Source organism: Rheinheimera maricola (assembly GCF_016918075.2).
In the GTDB taxonomy this organism is placed as follows: Bacteria; Pseudomonadota; Gammaproteobacteria; order Enterobacterales; family Alteromonadaceae; genus Alishewanella; species Alishewanella maricola_A.
In genome coordinates, this window is record NZ_JAERPS020000008.1 from 61,489 (window position 1) to 79,928 (window position 18,440).

The following is an 18,440-nucleotide window of genomic DNA, read 5'->3' on the forward strand; positions in this document are numbered from 1 at the left end:
GTTAACTAACATAGGGCAGCTCAGGCTGCCCTTTTCTTTACAGCGACAAAAAAAAACGCCACACTGTTGTTTCGCTCTATACCGGATATCACACTATGACGTTTCGCTGGATCTTGCCGGTGTTGTTATTACTAACCGCTTGCTCTGAAGATGCACCTACGATCAATGCCCAATGGGGTAGCCCTGAATATGTCGCAACACAATTTCTTCAAGCGTTGTATATTGACAAAGATCTGGATAAAGCCAAAGGGCTTAGTACCGCTGAGTACGCCCAGTTAATGGAGTCGTATGGCACTGTACGCCAGGTTGGCCGTACGCTAATGAACATGTCCTTTGATAGCGTTGAGATTAGAGTAAATCGCAGTGGCGGAAATCTGCGTGAACAATATGAAAACACGGCCGAGATTGCCATTTTACTAACCGGACAACATGACGGTAAAAAAGTGGATGAAATACGGGTAGTAGAGCTTATTCAATTAAACGGTCGCTGGGTGGTGCAAGCCGTTCAAGTGGATAAATTTGCCAGCAGCGCGCGCTAAGCGCGGCTGATATTATTGCACTGATAATGTTATCGCTTAAAAAATGCCGCAATGCGCTGCTGGCATTCAACACCGTGCAACAAAGCTTGAAACTGTACCAGCTCTGCCGCGATAGTATCCAAGGTTAGCGTTTTGCTGCTGCGCTTTAATAATGCTTTGCTACTTTGTACCGCCGAGGCAGGTAAACTAGCCAATTTAAGCGCTTTTTGCCATGCCAGCTGCTCTAGCTCACCGGTACTTATCACCTGATTCACCAAGCCCATTTGCAGTGCGTCTGCCGCGCAAAATGGCTCTCCTAATAACAAGTACTGCGCCGCACGCTGATAACCTACCAGATTTGGCAGCAACACACTCGACCCCGCCTCCGGACACAAACCTAACGGCGTAAACGGCATTTGAAACCGGGCATTGTCGGCTGCGTACACCAAATCACAATGCAACAACGCCGTAGTGCCAATGCCTATTGCTAAGCCTGCTACTGCCGCAATAATCGGCTTTTCGAATTGGGCCAATTGATATAAAAATTGCACAGTAGGATGTTGGCTGTTTAGCTCACCAGAGCCAAGAAAATCCTGTAAATCGTTTCCGGCACTAAAACAATCGGTACTGCCCTGCAGTAACACCACCAGGATCTTGTCGTCAGCGGCGGCCTGTTGCAAAGCCGTCGTTAACTGCAGGTACATCTGCTGGTTTAAAGCATTTTTTTTCTCGGGCCGGTTTAATGTTATCCGCAATATGCCCTGCTCTATGCGCTGGCTTATCTCACTCATGCAATACTTTCCTGTTATTTACCTGCCGCGCTACCTTCACGCCGGGGATCCGCCGCACCTTGCAAACCTTCTTTTGTGAGCATAATGGCATGCAGGCCACTGTTTAAATCTTGCAGCTGTACTTTGTAGCCCATAGCTTCCAACTCTGGCTGTTGTTGCGCCAACAAAGTGCCTTGTTCTAATGCCAGGTAGTCGTTTCGATGGGTGATCCGCGGTAAATTCAGCGCTTGCTGCACATCCAGTTGCCAGTCCAGCACGGCAATTATGCTCTGCGCAACATAATTAATAATGCGGCTACCACCAGGCGAGCCAATCACTAACACCAAGTTGTTGTCAGCATCAAACACCATCATTGGCGCCATAGATGAGCGTGGCCGCTTGCCCCCTTCAACCCGATTAGCCACTAAATGGCCATTCTGCTGCGGTGCTAAGCTAAAATCGGTTAACTGATTATTTAATAAAAAGCCCCCCACCATCAAACCAGAACCAAATACATTTTCAATACTAGTGGTCATACTAACGGCATTGCCGTCACTGTCGACAATAGAGAAATGGCTGGTATTGGGCAGTTCTGGTGATGGTGCGGATATCAATGCCGGTGCACCGTCCGGGATACCCGCCTGCGCTGGCGCACCGGCAGTTTTCACATCGATAAGTGCCGCGCGTTGGGCCAGATAGTCTGGCGCTAACATTCCAGCGGTGGGTACCGGGACAAAGGCAGGATCGGCCAGGTAACGCTCGCGATCGGCAAACGCCAGCTTAGCCGCCTGAGCCAGCAGGTGCGTGGTTTGTACACTATCAGGTGCCAGCTTACTTAAATCAAACTGCTGTAAAATACCCAGCACCTGTAGCACGGCGACTCCGCCTGAACTTGGTGGCGCCATACCACATACTTTATACAGCCGATATGGCATACAAAGCGGCTCACGTTGCACGGCTTTGTAGGCAGCCATGTCAGCTACCGTTAGGCTGCCTGGGTTTACCGGCGCAGTCTGTACACGTTTACTGATAGCCTGGGCCAGCTCACCACGATAAAATGCATCAGGCCCGCTGCTGGCAATCGCTTTTAATGTTGCAGCATAGGCTGGATTTTTCAGTACGCTGCCCTCGGCTACAGACTGATCCGCAGGAAAAAAATATTGCCTCGACTCATGAAACTGCGATACGCCTTTATTCCAGCCCATCGCCAATTGGCGTGCGGTGCGGCTTGATACAATAAACCCTTGCTCTGACGCCTTAATGGTATCGCTGAACAAGTCCGCCCAAGGTAACTTACCGTATTGCCGGTGAGCCTCTGCAAGCATGGCAATAACACCGGGCACACCGACAGATTTGCCCCCCACGTAGGCGTCGCGCCACGCTAATGTTGTGCCATCAACACGAAATAAATTTGCATCCGCCGCGGCAGGTGCCATTTCGCGGCCATCAAAACTACTAAGTTGTTGCTGCTTGGCCTGCCAGTGCAACATAAAAGCGCCACCACCAATGCCTGAGCTTTGTGGCTCTACCAGCCCCAGCATCAACTGGGTAGCAATAGCCGCATCCACAGCACTGCCACCTTTAGCCAACATATTCAGTCCAGCCTGAGTTGCCATAGGGTGCGCCGCTGACACCATATAGTTTGTACCGGTCACCAGCTGTTGCTGATACATACCGGTAGCCGCTTCTGGCTCACGGGTTTCTTGCTGCGCAAAAAGTGCTGCAGAGGTTAAAGCACAAACCAGCATCGTCCCGGTGCAGACACCGGCGGGAAAAATTTTTGTCGCTCGCATAACAACTCGCAAAGTAATACAACGGGGATAACAACTATTAGCTACACCCTAACCAGATCACGACCTAAGATCAATATCACGCCTCGGCGCTGGGCTTCTGCGCCGCCCCCTTTATCGTGTTCCACGGCCGTGCAGGAGAAGCGCTGCAATGACAAATTTAGCTTGACGCGCCAAGGTAGATGGTTTTGCATAGGCGACTGCCAACTGACAAAAGACATTATGCTGCGATCAATACTGCCACAAAACATCCATCTAGCCCCGTACATGCTGCTGGCGACTCTACTCATCCTACTGGCCCTGCTGCCTGAGCCGATACAGCAATGGTTACTTTATGATAGAGCCGCACTGGCCAAAGGCCAATATTGGCGTGGCCTTAGCGGTCATTTATTACATTCCAATCATTGGCACTTGCTGATGAATTTGGCCGGATTGCTGTTGGTGATGCTACTACACGGCCATTATTTTCGCTCGCGGCAATTACTGCTACAATGGCCGCTATTTGCCGGTATTATCAGTGTCTTGCTGTATTTCTGTTCGCCTGGCATGCAAATCTATGTGGGTTTGTCGGCTATGCTGCACGCCATGCTAACGCTGGGTGCGCTGAAAGATATCCAGGTTAAGCAAAGCACCGGCGCACTACTGTTTGCCGGATTAATAGCAAAAGTAGCCTGGGAGCAGTGGCAAGGCCCGGATGCACAATTAAGCCAACTGATTAACGCCAGCGTCGCCATAGATGCGCACTTGTATGGCGTAATAAGCGGTGTACTGCTGGCAGTGTTGCTTTGGCTGGCAAAATGCTTAGATAAAGCATAACCAGGCAACTGCACTGGCAGCCAGACAATAGTACAGCGCCGGCAGCAACGTGTAGCGGATAATATCGCCCTCTCGGCCGTTCAGCCCAACAACACTGGCTGCCGCGACAACATTGACCACACAAATCATATTGCCGGCATTAGCCCCTAACATTTGCAGAGCCAGCACCAACTGCGGGTTCAGCCCGGCATTGTCGGCCAGCGCATGCTGAAAACTGGCAAACATTAAATTAGAAAACGTAGCCGAGCCGGCAATAAAGGAACCCAGCGCCCCCACCAACGGCGCCATTAACAGCCAAACACCGCTAAGTTGGCTGGCGGCTAATTGTGCCAGCGCCAGCGGCATGGCAGCTAAGCCGGCATCATTAACGCCGGAGTGCAGAAAAATGCGCACCATGGGTACGGCCGCACAAAGCGCAACCAGCGATGGCCATAACATAAGGCCACTTTGCTGCAGGGCCGCACGCAGCTGAGCACCGTTACCCCGCTGCAGCACTAGCGCAGCCAAGGCAACCAAAACAAACAAACTTCCGGGCAAATATAATGGCAACACAGTTACCGACACAGAAGAGCCGAAAATGCCATGCCAGTGCAGGCCTATGCTTTGCAGCATGGCTTTAAACGGTAGTTGAGGCACCCGGCTTAACACCAGTAGCAGCGCCACCAGCACATAAGGCAGCCATGCACGGTACAAACCAAACTGTAACTTGTCGGACAGCACGGTAACGGGTGCCGTTTCAAATGCAGCTGGCACTAAAATACCCCGCCGCGCCAGAGTGCACATCAGCGCCAGCCCAATAAGCGCGCCCAAAACGGATGGAAATTCGGGACCCAGTAACAACGCCACCAAATACGCTGGCAGCGTAAACGCAAGCCCGCTAAGTAAGGCAAAAGGCACGATGGCAAAACCGGCTCGCCAGCTGGGTACATGGCTAAAAAAACGGCAATACATCAGCGCCATGATGACCGGCAGTAGCGAGGCGACGAAAATATCAATACTGATCGCGGTTAGCGCTATCTGCTGCACGCTAACGCTACTGGCACCGTCTAACCCCTGCACTAAGCCAACCAGAACAGGGGTGCCAACAGCCCCAAACGAAACGGCACAGGAGTCGGCGATCAGTGCCAGCACGACCGCCGCCAACGGACTAAAACCTAACGCTACCAGCAGCGGCGCCGCAATTGCTGCTGGTGTACCAAAACCGGCTGCACCTTCTAAAAAACTACCGAATAACCAGGCAATAATGATCAGTTGCACCCGTTTGTCATCACTGACCTGACTAAAGCCGTACTTTATAACGTCAATGGCACCGGTCTGCTGCAACACTTTAAGCAATAAAATGGCACCGAAAACAATCCAGACAATGGTTAGCGCTATCACCAGCCCTTCGGCAATGGCAGCAGATACCTGCAATAACGGCATTTGCCATACCAATAGCGCCAGCAAAGCTGAACAGAGCAAACTCAGTGGCATCGCCTGCCTGGCCGGTAACCTAAACAGCACCAGCAACACAAACACACTTAGCAGTGGCATCAGCGCACTAAGCAGTTGTAACAGCGTCATCGGTGCTCCTTTTCTGCTAAACGCCGGTTAAAATGGTGCTGGCACGCTAAATTCCAGCTCTTCGCGGCTTAACGGGTGCACAAAACGAATGGTTTGTGCATGCAGCAACAAACGCGGGCTTTTCGCGGCAATCTCTGACGTGCCATATAAGGTATCACCCAACATGGCATGGCCCAGTGCCTGCATATGTACCCGAAGCTGGTGCGAGCGGCCCGTTACCGGCTTTAACAAAACCCGGCTTTGGTTGGTCGTGCTGTCATAGCGCTGCAGCTGGTACTGCGTCAGCGACGGTTTACCCGTTTGCTGACAAACTTTATACAGCGGCCGGTTGGCGCTATCTTCAGCCAGTGGCAGGTCTATCTCGCCGCGTGCTTTAGCTAACTTGCCGTTTACCATCGCAATATACTGCTTTTGGATAGTTCTGGCCTGAAACTGCTTACTGATGTCAGACAACACCCGCTTGGTCAATGGCAGGATAACTAAACCAGAGGTATCATAATCTAGACGGTGCACGACTTCTGCAAAGGGAAATTCGCGCTGTACCCGACGGATCAGGCAATCCTGATTCTGTGGATGGCGCCCCGGCACCGTCAGCAGCTTTGCCGGTTTATTCACCACCAGCAATACATCATCTTCGTACACTATCTGGTAAGGCTCGCTGCTCGCTGGCAATATTGCCAACTCTGTTGTGGTATCCGTCATTAGCTTCTCCGCGTTTTTAACCGCGCTATTATGCCGTAAAAGCGCTTCGTCTGCTGGCAAAATTCAGCTAAGCTAGCGGCTTTTAAGCAGACAGAACGCAGTATGACTGACGCCTTCAAGTATTGCCCGCCCACCCAACCGTGGCTTGATGTGCTGTATCAGGACAAAGATTTAATTGTGCTGAACAAACCCAGTGGTCTGTTAACCAATCCTGGCCGCGGTGCGCATTTGGCCGATTGCCTGCTCAGCCGGGTACAGCAACATTACCCGCAAGCGCTGCTAGTGCATCGCTTAGATATGGCCACTTCTGGTGTAGTAGTCATGGCGTTGCGACGTAAAGCAGAAGCGGCGTTAAAGCAACAATTTGCAAAGCGCAGCGTGCAAAAACGCTATCTGGCATTGGTATGGGGCACACTGGCGCAGCAGCAAGGCACGGTAGATGTGCCGCTAATGGCCGATAGCAGCAGCCCACCCAGACAAAAAGTATGTTTTGAACATGGCAAAGCTGCTATCACGCATTATAGCGTGCTACAACAATTTTCTGACCGCACGCTGGTTGAACTAAAACCGATAACCGGCCGCTCACATCAGTTGCGTATGCACATGCTTAGCCTTGGCCACCCTATTTTGGGCGATGCGTTTTATGCTCACCCACAGGCTTTAGCGGCAGCACCGCGTTTAATGCTGCACGCCGCCAGTTTGCAACTGCACCAACCTTATAATGGCACTGCGCTGCACTTTGTTGCAGATAGCGACTTTGTAAACGCTAAAGGCGAGTTAATCCTCTAAGTTAGCTGTAAAAATAGCAGCGGATCCACTGGTAAATTGTTTTTTGCTGGCTATAGTGGTTTGTGCTGCTAAGCGCAATTAGACATGACGCCAAGTAGCGAATAATGATAATAAAACAGGAGTTTAGTGATGAGTATGCTGCACGAGTTTAAAGCCTTTGCTATGCGTGGCAATGTAGTAGATATGGCGGTGGGTATTATTATTGGCGCCGCCTTTGGCAAAATCGTTTCATCCTTTGTCAATGACGTGATTATGCCGCCAATTGGGGTGTTGCTGGGCGGGGTGAATTTTCGCGATCTGGCAGTAATTATTCAGCAGGCAACAGAAACGCAGGCTGAAGTTGTTATCAAGTACGGTATGTTTGTCCAAACCATTATTGATTTCGTTATCATCGCTTTTGCGGTATTTATTGGCGTTAAGGCCATGAACTCAATGAAGAAAAAGGAAGAGGCAAAGCCAGCCGCTATTGCTGAAGTACCGGAGGACATTAAATTGTTGGCAGAAATTCGTGATTTATTGAAAAAGCCCTGACACTGCTTTTTTGATACCTGTTGAATAATAAACGTCTGCTTAGCAGACGTTTATTATTTACCCTGAAAACATTATGACATTCTAAACATCAGAACAAGCTTACAGATTCTGCTCAAATAACTTGTAGATGCGCCGGTATTCATCCAGCCAGCTACTGGGCTGACGGAAACCATGCGGCTCTACCGGATAAATCGCCGTTTCAAAGTTAATATTTTCCTGCTCAATTAATCGCTGCACCAAACGCACCACGTCCTGAAAAAACACATTATCGTCAACCATAGGTGCGTTGATCAGCAGTGGCTTGGTCAGGCCCTGGGTGAAGTAAATGGGTGAGCTGCGCTCATAGGCAATAGGGTCAATCGCCGGCGTATTGAGGATATTCGAGGTATAGGCATGGTTGTAGTAGGCCCAGTCACTTACCGGACGTAGTGCTGCACCGGCCTGGAATAACTCCGGCTCCTTAAACAACGCCATAAACGTCATAAAGCCACCGTAAGAGCCTCCATAGGTACCAATGCGGTTACGATCGACATTGGCATTGGCCACCATCCAATTAACCCCGTCAACTAAGTCTTCAATCTCAGGTGTACCCATGCGGCGGTAAATAGCAGTACGCCAGTCACGGCCGTAGCCTTTTGATGCCCGGTAATCCATATCCATCACCACATAGCCTTGCTGTACCAGCAGGTTATGAAACAGAAACTCACGGAAATAACCCGACCAACCTAAATCACTGTTTTGCAAATAGCCGGCACCGTGGTTAAACACCACCGCGCGACGTGCTTCCCCTTGCTGGTAATCGGCCGGATAATACACTTTAGAAAACACCGGCTGCTCTCCATGGCTGGAGGGCACCGCCACTATTTGCGGCGCGACCAGCGGTAACTGCTTAAACTGCTCAGATATCGTGTCCGTTAGCTGGGCCACCGTCGCTTCGGGCTTGGCGTCCGCAACATACAGCTCGTTGGGTGACAGATTGGTAGAGAAATTAAGCAGCAGCTTTTGCTCGTCTGGCGACAGAGTAAAGCTGGTGCTGCCACCCAAACGGGTTAGTTGTTGCAAATTGCCGCTAGACAGCTCAGTACGAAACACCTCGTAATTGCCCGGATGATTTACGTTAGCTTGAAAATAAATATAGTTGTCGTTGTGGGTCAGTACCGGGCTGCTCACTTCAAAGGTACCACTGGTCAGTTTTTTTGCTTTACCGTTCAATGGCTTCAGATACAAATGGGCATAACCACTTTCCTCTGACAAATAATACAAACTGCTGCTGTTATTAAGCCAACCATAATCATTAAAGGCATAATTTACCCAGGCCTCGTCGTGCAAACGGTGCTGAGGTACTAACACTTTTTTCTGCAAATCGACGGTGGCAATCCAGCGGTCTTTGTTATCCAGCGCTTTTAACATTAGCGCCACTTGCTCGCCACTACTGTGCCAGCGCATGGCACTTTGGCTCCAGTACCAGTCTGTCATCAGGCCGATATCGCGGATAACTTTGGCGCTTTTGTATTTCTCGCCTTGGGCTTTAGCGTTTTCTGCTTTTACCTTGGCCAATACGTCTTCGTTGTAGCCTGGCAAGCTGCTGTAACTAAGCTCAGTGCTACTGCCATCTTGCAGGTTTAACAACAACAAGCGTTGCGGTTGCGGTATAACATCATTCACCCTTGCCCGCACTTGCTCAGCGGCTATGTCACCGTTGCCGGTGATGTAATTTGGCATGATGTCTTTATCGTTACGTTTACTGGATTTACGTACCGACACCAGTAAATAATCAGCTTTTGGTGACAAACTAGCGGCGACAATGTGCTGATCTTTACCCAGATAAAATGCTGCAGCGGGCAAACTGGCATTTTCTTTTTGCAACTGCTGACGCGCAGCATAGCGCTGCTCAGCATTTTTTTGCTCCAAGGCCACAAATTCAATCAGCTTGTGTTGCTCTTGTGCCAAATAACCTGCCGGCTTAGCCGGGCCCTTAGGCTTTGCTTCCGTTTTCAGGCTGGCAAGTTCGGTACGCAAGCCTGTCGTTAGGTTGTGGGCGAAGTAAGTCCAGCCTTCACGATATGCCAAACGGCCATCAAGTAAAAACTCAGCCGCGGTTTGCTGCGCATTATCACGGGTTAGTTGTGTCAGTTCGCCACTTAGCATATTGCGAACAAACACATCGCCTTCAAATATCCAGGCCTGCATACTGCGATCACGGTTATACACCGCATCATCACTGCCAATCAGGTGTAATGCGCCAGCGCTGACCAGGCTGCCATTATCGCTGCCATTAAGTGGCCGTGCGTACCAATCGCGCAGCTCGCTTCCTTGGCGTTTCCGCTGATAATAAACTTGTGTCGAATCTGCTGACCAATGCGCAGCTTCTGGTTGACGCCCCAGCCAGTCAGGATCGGCCATGATCTGCTCTAACGACAACGTGGTCGCCGTATCGGCATTAAATGCCTTGGCAACGCTAACAGTAGAAGTTTGATACGTTTGCGGTTCGGCTTTTTTTGCCTGCAGTGGACTGGCAACAGTCAGACTGCACAGCGCTACCGCCAGCAAAGGGTAACGAAATTGGGTCATAACACTATTCTTACGCTGATAAAAGACGCTCTGTTATACAAAGCCTTTGGCCGTAACGCAACCAACACAACAACAGATGCGGCTGACAGCAGACCAGACACGTTTAAAGGTGGTTTAAAAAAACGGCCCCAAAGGGGCCGTTGCAACAACAGTAATAGTAACTAATAAACCAGCTAATATGACGTTAAGCAGCGATTTTAGCGCTAATTTCAGCTAAACGCGCCTTAGCTGCGTTCAGTGCCGCTTCTTGTGCGTCTGCCCCCATATTCAAACCTTCGGCATAAATAAAATGCACTTCGGTTAAACCGACAAAATTAAAAAAGGTTTGCAAGAATGGCGTCTGACTGTCCAGTTCGGTGCCCTGATATACCCCACCGCGGGTGGCAAATATTACCACCGGTTTATTGTCCAATAAACCAACTGGGCCCTGATCCGTATATTTAAAGGTGATGCCGGCGCGCGCAACCCGGTCCAGTAACGCTTTAAGCTGAGACGGTACACCAAAATTGTACATTGGCACCCCCAAAACGATAACGTCAGCGGCTTTTATCCGGGCAATAATGTCATCTGACAACGCAGCAAGCTGCTGTTGCGCTGCATCGCGCTGCGACTCTGGTGTCATCCAGGCAGCAATTTCAGCCATATCCAAATGCGGAACCGGACTGGCATTTAAATCTAAGGTATCCACCGTGACACTAGCGCCGTCGGCCAAACCAGCAATAAATTGCTGTGCTAACTGAACCGAATGGCCTTTAGCGCCGTTAATTGAGCTGTTAATCAAAAGAATCTGTTTCATATGGCCTCCCGTTATTGATGATGAAATAATAAAGTAATTTTTTAGGAAGAAAATTAGATTTAAACGCATGAACCTTTCTATTTTTTGATTTACTTGGAGACTAATCCAAATAAATTGCAGCGGCGTATATTTACCGGTAGCAATAAGACAATGTCGGCTAGCGACCTAACCAGGAACATGAAACATGTTGAAGTCAGCAAGCGTAACAAGGCATGATAGGGTCCCCCGACCTATTACGGACACCTGCGAGCCTATGACAGGGCAACAAAGCACTACAACCAGCCAATGGGAAGAAGCGCTTACCTTCGTCGCACTACAACGAGATAAAAGCGCTTATGCAGAGTTATTTAGCCACTTTGCCCCACGCCTTAAAGCCTTTGGTATGAAGATGTTTGGCAACGAACAACAGGCACTGGAGATGGTGCAAGACACCATGCTAAACGTGTGGAAAAAAGCAGCATTATTTGATGCAACTCGCGGCTGCGCCTCAACGTGGATTTTTACTATCGCCCGTAACGTGCGTTTTGACATGTTGCGAAAAAAGCAAAGCCGCAAAGACGATATCAGCGCCGACGATTTATGGCTCAACGGCGAGTATCCTGAACCACAAGCCGACGACGATGCGGCATGTTGGGATAATCAGCTGTTGACAGAAAAGCTTGCGCCCCACTTTGAACGGTTGCCTCCAGCACAGCGTGAAGTGATGGAGAAAGTATATTTACAAGAGAAGTCGCATCAGGAAGTATCAGACGAGTTAGGTATTCCGCTTGGTACGGTAAAGTCGCGGATCCGCTTAGCGCTGGATAGATTAAGAGAGGCATTAGATGGCGCACGCAATTAAGTTTCATCCCGGCATGGCATTGCTGGAACAATTTGCTGAGGGCAGCTTAACTGCTGACGTGGCCTTGGCTGTGGCAGCGCACATTGACTTGTGCCCGCATTGTCAGCAGTTAAACCAGGACATAACCAATGATCTGGCCTGCCAATTGGCACAGCAAAATGTAAAAAAACACAGCAATGACTGGACTAGCATGATAGATGCGATAGTCGACCAGCCACAACTGAGTAAGGCCGCAGCAATCGAACCAGCAACATCTGCTGCAACACAGCCGGTTGTAGTAAACCAACGTGAATTTGTTGTGCCCCGTGCGCTGCAACGTTTAGCGGCTAACCATAGTAAATGGTTACAGCTTGGTGGTATTGCCACAGCGAAGTTACCTGCGGGTAAAGAGCATCACGTGTCATTACTGTACATCGGTAAAAATACCGAGGTACCACAGCACACTCATCTTGGCCTGGAAATGACACTGGTGTTGTCTGGTAAGATAGTAGATGAAAACGGCGAATATTGTGCAGGTGATTTACTGATTAATTCACCAGATGATACCCACACACCGCGCACCATGGCAGATGAAGACTGCTTATGCTTATCGGTGCTAAGTGCACCATTGCAGTTTAAAAAGGGCCTGACCCGATTATTGAACCCGTTACAACAGTTTTTTTATTAACCCGTTCTCTCCAAGTAAGCAGGAAGTAGTTGGCGCCGATATGCCGGTTAAACACAGCATTCGGCGCCGTTTTTATCTGCCAGGCAGTAAAATGTTACTGCAACAATGCAGTGCCGCCTTTTAAATTAAATACCTGCTCAAAACCTAATCGCCCCAACACCTTACAGGCCACCAAGCTACGATTGCCAGAGCGACAAACCAGCAATAACGCTTGAGATGAGCTTAAGGTTTGCGTGAGCAGCGCATCAGCCAGTTTAGACAGCGGTATTTCCAACACCGGGTAAGGCTGTTGTAAATACTGCGACAACGCGCCGGCACTTTGCTCATGGGGCTCACGCACATCCACTATTTGCACGTCTGGCCTTTGCGCCATAAATTCATTTAACTGCGCCGGCGCTATCACATCAGTGGCGTCTGACGCACTTACGGCAATCAAGCCACAAAAATGTTGGCTTTGCTGCTGTAACAATAATGCTTGCTGTTGTAATTGCTGTGACCAATCACTGCCTGGCGTGTCGTTAAGCAAATCCTGCAACAACGGCTGCTCCTGCACTGCCAATGGCAAGCGGGTAAAAAAGCGCTGAGCATAATCGTGGCTGGACAATATCAATGTGTCTGCTGATATTGTTGTGGCTAATAAGCGAATACTGTCAGCCAGCGCTGACATATCACCACCAGGTAAATCGGTTCGCCCTACACCACCGGGCAATAACACATCGCCGCAAAACACCGCAATTATCGCCTTGTTGCGCTCTAACATAATACTCACCGCTTCTGGCGTATGGCCAGGGGTCGCCAGCTTGGTTAGCTGATACGGACCACAGTCGACTTGCCTACAGTGTTCAGGCCAACCCAGCACATCGCACGGTTCACTCTGCGTAGAATGACCAAGTAAGGTAAGCAATTCTTGCCGCGCCGATTGATGATCACGATGCAAATGGGTATCCAGCACGGCGTTTAAGTGCAAACCGTGTCCCTGAATAATATTAGCGATACGCCCGGCTAACGGCAGCACCGGATCAATCACTACCGCGGCATGGCTGTCAGGACAAATTAATATATAACTGCACAACGCCTCATGCTTTAACTGCAGTAAACCACGGGCATGGATCTCTAATGTGGGTGTGGCATCGGTTAACACCAGACAATGCTGACATACCACCGCAGCCAGTGCCGCTATGGCATTGCATGCACGCTGGCATTCGGCTGCAGTCATGGCAGGACCAAACGACAAACGAATAGCCCCCTGAGAGCGCCAGCTTGGCAACCCCATCGCATCTAGCACAAAGCTGCTGGGCACTTTAGAACTGCAGGCAGAGCCGGAACTGACACGAATACCCGCTGCATCAAACAAGTCCATAATATCTTTGCTATAAAAGCCCGGCACTGAAAAATTAATGGTGGTAGGCACAACGTACGGCTCATCGCTATTTAAACTCAGCGCAGGAAATACCTGCTTTAATGCAGTAAGCAGTTTATAACGGTATTGCCACAGTACGTCCTCCGCTTGAAACGCAGACCCATGCGCTTTGGCCAGTTCAGTAAATACCGCATGCAGCGCAGCAATACCCGGCAGGTTTTCGGTGCCGGAGCGCAAGCCACTTTCCTGGCCACCGCCAGCGATAAAGGGCTGATAAGGCGTACCTTTGCGCACATACAAAAAGCCAACGCCTTTTGGCGCATACAGTTTATGCCCGCTAAACGGCGCATAATCTATGGTGGTGGCGGCAATGTTTAATGTCATTTTGCCAAGTGCTTGCACACAATCTACCATCCAGTAAACGCTGGGGTTTGTGCTGCGGATCAGCTTATCCAGTGCGGCCAAATCTTGCTTAACACCGGTTTCATTATTCGCCGCCATGGTGCAAATCATTGCCGCAGACGGCAGGTTTTGCCGTATAAATTCGTGATCAAGCAGGCCGTGTTGGTCAACCGGAATAGCTTTTATGCTGGCATTAAGCTGCAATACCGAATTCCAGTGTTTTAAGCTTTCTGGTACGGCTTTATGCTCAGTGGCGCCATAGAGTAATAAAATATCCGGCCCGACTAAACCGCTCTGGCGAGCGGCCAACAATGCCGACACGATTGAGGTTTGAATGCCTTCTGTCGCGCCTGAAGTAAACACGATATCGCCGCTACTGGCGCCAATAAGTTTACGGGCTAAAGAACGGGTGGTTTCGAGCTCTGCTTTGGCTTTAATGCCGGTAGCATGGCTACTGCTGGGATTGCCAAAACCATACTGCATAGCGTGCATAGCGGCTTCAGCGGCTACCGGCAGTACCGCCGTGGTGGCATTATTATCCAGATAAATTTCGCGCTGAAAACTTGGCATGGGCAACCCTTATAACTTTAAGGCATATGATATTCCGCACTATAATAACTGGCATCGGCGTTAGGCTCAAGGGTTAAGCTTAGGGCAAAAAACAACAAACCGCCCGAGGGCGGTTTGTTGTTAACAGGTTATTCAACCAAATTTTTTGGGATCTGCGGTCGCAGTTCAGACCACACCACGCCACTTTCCTTGCCGTACTTGCGTACTGCAAATACCACTTCGTCAAACTTACCGTTCTCGGCATAGAGTTTAATTTGATGATAATACTTGCGAGCTTGCTCTCTTGCATTCGGGTGCGAAAAGTAAAAGCGGGCAATTTTGTTATACAAACCGCGAAAGCCGTTTAATATCAGCACATAAATCCGATTTTCAGAATACCGTGCCAACTCATGGTTTAAGTTGTAGTCAAACTCAGCAAAGGCTTCAGCAGTGTCTTGCAAGGCTTCAGCGCCAGCAAACAACTCTATCACTTGGGCAGCATGGTTTTTTATCGCGCCGCGGATATAAATAGCACTGATGTTGGTACGGGCTGACAACAAATCATCTACCAACTTCGGCATTTGGTCTTCGTCTAAGCGCGCCAGGGTTTCAAGAATATTTAAACCTGAGGTTTCCCAGAAATTATTTACTTTGGTTGGCTTACCATGTTGAATAGTTAGCCAGCCATCACGCGCTAAACGCTGCAATACTTCACGCAAAGTGGTACGGGTAACACCGATAAGCTCGGATAATTCACGCTCTGCCGGCAAAATTGATCCTGGAGCAAACTTCCCGTTCCAGATCGAGTCAACAATGTACTCTTCAGCGAATCCAGCCGGGCTTTGCGCTTTAATCAGATTAGTCATGCGGATCTGTCCGTCTTCTTGTTCATAAATTTGCACTGATTGTACCAGAGCGCTGACAGTTAACAAGTCACCGCCTGAAAATAGCCTTGGCCAGTGAGCTGATTGTACATTGCTTGTAAATACCGTAGATTATCGCAAGCTGATAAAAATCTCCCGTTAGAAGGATATAAAATGCTACAAAAAATCAAACGTTTATCGATGCAGCGCTGGGGTTGGGCCTTGGTGGTACTGTCCTGTTTGGGCTTGCTTGGCACGGCATTGTATTTTCAATACGGCCTGAATATGCAACCTTGCATTAAATGTATCTATGTTCGCAGCGCATTTGCTGCGGTGTTAGTTGCAGGCTTACTGGGGTTACTGGCGCCAAAAATGGCGTTGCTGCGGCTTACTGCATTACTGGGCATGCTTGCCGGCAGTATATTCGGTATTAATCAAGCCTATCAATTACTCAATATCGAACAGCTACTGGCCGAAGGTGGTTTTTTTAGTTGTTCGTTATTTGCCGAATTTCCCAGCTGGATGCCATTAGATAAATGGCTACCGGCGGTGTTTGAACCTACCGGCAGCTGCGGTGATACCAGCTGGCAATTTCTGGGCGAAAGCATGGCATTTTGGAGTGCAGTTTCACTATGGGGCTATGCGGCCGTCGCGTCGGTGTTGCTGCTGGCACAATTTGCCCGTATTAGCGACAACCCCTATCGCGACTAGAAGTACAGCACAATAAACAACACCGGCTTTGGCCGGCGTTGTTTATTGTAAAAACGCTTTTACTAAGCTAACAACGGATAATCAGTGTAGCCCTCAGCACCACTACTATAAAATAGCTCTGGCTTAGCGTCGTTTAGCGGCGCATCTGCTCTCAATCGCTGCACCAGATCCGGGTTCGCGATATAAGGTACGCCAAAGGCGATTGCATCGGCAATACCGTCGGCCAGTGCTTTTGTAGCAGAGGCTTTATCAAATTTTTCATTGCTAATATATACACCGCCAAACTGGCGTTTCAGCATGGGCCCTAAGCTATCTTCGCCCTGTGCTTCGCGAGCACAAATAAAGGCAATACCGCGTTTACCCAGTTCTGTTGCCACATAACCGAAGGTATCGGCGCGTTGCGAGTCGCCCATGCTATGCGCATCGGCCCGTGGCGCCAGGTGCATACCTACTCTGCCGGCTCCCCACACGGATACCACGGCATCGGTAACCTCAAGCATCAAACGAGCGCGGTTCTCAATGCTACCACCATAGTTATCAGTGCGTTTGTTAGTACTGTCTTGTAAAAACTGATCCAGCAAATAGCCATTGGCACCGTGAATTTCCACGCCATCAAAACCGGCTTTTTTCGCGTTCTCTGCGCCCAAACGGTACGCTTCTACAATGCCAGCAATTTCATCCGTTTGCAGTGCGCGCGGCGTGACAAAAGCTTTTTTCGGCCGCATTAAGCTAACATGGCCATCCGCAGCAATAGCACTTGGCGCCACCGGCAACTGGCCATCTAAATAATGCGGGTCTGAAATACGGCCAACATGCCACAGCTGCAGCATAATTTTGCCGCCAGCCTGATGTACAGCAGTGGTTATTTTACGCCACCCTGCCACCTGCTCGTCAGACCAAATGCCCGGTGTATCGGGGTAACCCACACCCATCGGGGTTACCGATGTGGCCTCGGTTAAAATAAGGCCGGCACTGGCGCGCTGAGTGTAATACTCCGCCATTAACTCATTAGGTACTCGCCCTTCACTGGCACGGCAGCGTGTTAATGGCGCCATAATAATGCGGTTGGCAAGCTGTAAATCGCCAACGGTGATGGGGTCAAATAAAGTGAGCATAGTAAGTCCTGAATTCAATATTAAAATTTACTGCACAGCAGTGTATAAGTTATCGCAGCAAACGCTGCGGCTGAAACCTATATGTGTACCAAATGGTACAATAACAAGCGCCCGAAAAAAATAATTGCGAATAATTGCAAAAACTGGCCTGATTAAGCCAACTTTTCGTTGTGTGACCCCTTATGCACCGCTATAAGCTAGATAAAATAAGCAGCAAAAACTGGCTTACGGCCACAGAAGCTGAGCAGATCAGGCGGTTAATTGCCGCCAGCTTTAACGGCGTCGACAGCCAGCAGTACTTCAACAAGTATTTTGCCAACCCAGCGCATTACCAAAGGCGCGTGCGACTTTATTATCAGGGTGACTTGTTACTCGGCTATTGTTTACTGACATTTCACAAAGACGCCAATAACAGCATAGTTATGGGGGCTTCAGCCGCGTTCACGCCGGGTTATCGCGGCAATAACAGTACCTTTGGTTTTTCATTTTCTGCGGCAATTAGCACCTGGCTGCGCCACCTTAGGCATAAGGTGTACTACCTTGACACCATGCTAAGCCCGGCCATGTACCGGGCAATGGGCAAAAAAGTCGCCTTTATCTACCCCAACCCCAACATGAACAAAGCCGACATTGCCAGGTATCAAGCCCTGGTGCCCAATGCCGAACCCAGTACATGGCAACAACTACGTTGTTTAAAAACCGTAGGCCGTGCCAGCAATTACACCGCTGAAGACATCAGCCGGTTAAAAGCCAGCACTAAAGCCGAAATTGCGTTTTACTGCCAGCTAAACCCCAACTTCGCCCAAGGCACAGCGTTAATGGTGTTAATACCGGTAAACCTTCAGCAACTGCTGCTTACCGGCTGGAAGTGGTTAAAAGGATTGGTTAGGCGACAACAACATAAGGCTGCTCCTTTATCTTAAGCTCTATACAAGCACCAATATTGATTTTAGAAACAACCGTGTTATGTTAGTTTTTTAACCATCCCCCATAACAGACAATAAAGGCGATGGTTCATCAATAAAGCCAAAGAGGGAATTTTATGGTTGTTGAGCAGCAACTGGAGCGCGGAAAAAGGGGGCGGAG

17 protein-coding genes are annotated in these 18,440 nt (G+C 49.5%); 8 read left to right on the forward strand and 9 right to left on the reverse strand.

Features of this window, described 5'->3' with window-relative positions; all coding sequences use genetic code 11:
• The first annotated feature begins 95 nt into the window (after window positions 1-95).
• The gene (locus tag I4W93_RS18630) at window positions 96-539 is read left to right on the forward strand and encodes a hypothetical protein (protein WP_205313087.1); all 444 of its coding nucleotides are present in this window, start codon (window positions 96-98) and stop codon (window positions 537-539) included.
• Window positions 540-568: 29 nt separating this feature from the next.
• Here I4W93_RS18630 and I4W93_RS18635 read toward each other — a convergent pair whose 3' ends face one another.
• Window positions 569-1,309 (reverse strand): enoyl-CoA hydratase, encoded by a 741-nt coding sequence (locus I4W93_RS18635; RefSeq protein ID WP_205313089.1) that lies wholly within the window; start codon window positions 1,307-1,309, stop codon window positions 569-571.
• A gap of 14 nt (window positions 1,310-1,323) precedes the next feature.
• Window positions 1,324-3,081, reverse strand: a complete 1,758-nt coding sequence (ggt, locus tag I4W93_RS18640; protein WP_224673553.1) for a gamma-glutamyltransferase — start codon at window positions 3,079-3,081, stop codon at window positions 1,324-1,326.
• A gap of 219 nt (window positions 3,082-3,300) precedes the next feature.
• Here ggt and rrtA point away from each other — a divergent pair, with 219 nt between their 5' ends.
• Window positions 3,301-3,894, forward strand: coding sequence for a rhombosortase (rrtA, locus tag I4W93_RS18645; RefSeq protein ID WP_205313100.1), 594 nt, complete (start codon window positions 3,301-3,303; stop codon window positions 3,892-3,894).
• Here the strand turns inward: rrtA and I4W93_RS18650 are convergent.
• Window positions 3,880-5,457: an L-lactate permease gene (locus I4W93_RS18650; protein WP_205313102.1), complete on the reverse strand. Its 1,578-nt coding sequence runs from the start codon at window positions 5,455-5,457 to the stop codon at window positions 3,880-3,882. The genes rrtA and I4W93_RS18650 overlap by 15 nt on opposite strands.
• Window positions 5,458-5,484: 27 nt before the next feature.
• The gene (locus I4W93_RS18655; protein ID WP_224673554.1) at window positions 5,485-6,219 is read right to left on the reverse strand and encodes an RluA family pseudouridine synthase; all 735 of its coding nucleotides are present in this window, start codon (window positions 6,217-6,219) and stop codon (window positions 5,485-5,487) included.
• Between the two features lie 42 nt (window positions 6,220-6,261).
• Here I4W93_RS18655 and I4W93_RS18660 point away from each other — a divergent pair, with 42 nt between their 5' ends.
• Entirely contained in the window at window positions 6,262-6,948 is a 687-nt protein-coding gene (locus tag I4W93_RS18660) for an RluA family pseudouridine synthase (protein WP_205313106.1), read from the forward strand.
• Between the two features lie 129 nt (window positions 6,949-7,077).
• Entirely contained in the window at window positions 7,078-7,479 is a 402-nt protein-coding gene (gene mscL, locus I4W93_RS18665; RefSeq protein WP_205313108.1) for a large-conductance mechanosensitive channel protein MscL, read from the forward strand.
• Window positions 7,480-7,578: 99 nt separating this feature from the next.
• On the opposite strand, the gene I4W93_RS18670 is transcribed toward mscL, so the two are convergent.
• Both I4W93_RS18670 and I4W93_RS18675 read right to left on the reverse strand, forming a co-directional pair.
• Window positions 7,579-10,050 carry a S9 family peptidase gene (locus tag I4W93_RS18670; protein ID WP_205313110.1) on the reverse strand — a complete coding sequence of 824 codons (2,472 nt, stop codon included), beginning with the start codon at window positions 10,048-10,050 and terminating at the stop codon, window positions 7,579-7,581.
• Between the two features lie 184 nt (window positions 10,051-10,234).
• Window positions 10,235-10,846, reverse strand: a complete 612-nt coding sequence (locus I4W93_RS18675) for an FMN-dependent NADH-azoreductase (protein WP_205313112.1) — start codon at window positions 10,844-10,846, stop codon at window positions 10,235-10,237.
• 253 nt (window positions 10,847-11,099) lie between these two features.
• Between I4W93_RS18675 and I4W93_RS18680 the strand changes: the two genes are divergently transcribed.
• Together I4W93_RS18680 and I4W93_RS18685 are read left to right on the forward strand one after the other, a co-directional pair.
• Window positions 11,100-11,687 (forward strand): sigma-70 family RNA polymerase sigma factor, encoded by a 588-nt coding sequence (locus tag I4W93_RS18680; RefSeq protein ID WP_205313115.1) that lies wholly within the window; start codon window positions 11,100-11,102, stop codon window positions 11,685-11,687.
• Window positions 11,671-12,354 (forward strand): ChrR family anti-sigma-E factor, encoded by a 684-nt coding sequence (locus I4W93_RS18685; protein WP_205313118.1) that lies wholly within the window; start codon window positions 11,671-11,673, stop codon window positions 12,352-12,354. The genes I4W93_RS18680 and I4W93_RS18685 overlap by 17 nt, the downstream gene beginning before the upstream one ends.
• 94 nt (window positions 12,355-12,448) lie before the next feature.
• On the opposite strand, the gene I4W93_RS18690 is transcribed toward I4W93_RS18685, so the two are convergent.
• Together I4W93_RS18690 and fadR are read right to left on the reverse strand one after the other, a co-directional pair.
• Window positions 12,449-14,686 carry an aminotransferase class V-fold PLP-dependent enzyme gene (locus I4W93_RS18690; RefSeq protein WP_205313120.1) on the reverse strand — a complete coding sequence of 746 codons (2,238 nt, stop codon included), beginning with the start codon at window positions 14,684-14,686 and terminating at the stop codon, window positions 12,449-12,451.
• Window positions 14,687-14,814: 128 nt separating this feature from the next.
• Window positions 14,815-15,567: a fatty acid metabolism transcriptional regulator FadR gene (fadR, locus tag I4W93_RS18695; protein WP_224673556.1), complete on the reverse strand. Its 753-nt coding sequence runs from the start codon at window positions 15,565-15,567 to the stop codon at window positions 14,815-14,817.
• A gap of 135 nt (window positions 15,568-15,702) precedes the next feature.
• On the opposite strand from fadR, the gene dsbB reads away from it, so the two are divergent.
• Window positions 15,703-16,239 carry a disulfide bond formation protein DsbB gene (gene dsbB, locus I4W93_RS18700; RefSeq protein ID WP_205313126.1) on the forward strand — a complete coding sequence of 179 codons (537 nt, stop codon included), beginning with the start codon at window positions 15,703-15,705 and terminating at the stop codon, window positions 16,237-16,239.
• Between the two features lie 62 nt (window positions 16,240-16,301).
• On the opposite strand, the gene I4W93_RS18705 is transcribed toward dsbB, so the two are convergent.
• A complete protein-coding gene (locus I4W93_RS18705) occupies window positions 16,302-17,354 on the reverse strand; it encodes an alkene reductase (protein ID WP_205313129.1) in 1,053 nt (350 codons plus the stop codon).
• A 182-nt stretch (window positions 17,355-17,536) separates the two neighbouring features.
• Here I4W93_RS18705 and I4W93_RS18710 point away from each other — a divergent pair, with 182 nt between their 5' ends.
• Window positions 17,537-18,277, forward strand: coding sequence for a hypothetical protein (locus I4W93_RS18710; protein WP_205313131.1), 741 nt, complete (start codon window positions 17,537-17,539; stop codon window positions 18,275-18,277).
• The last annotated feature ends 163 nt before the right edge of the window (window positions 18,278-18,440 follow it).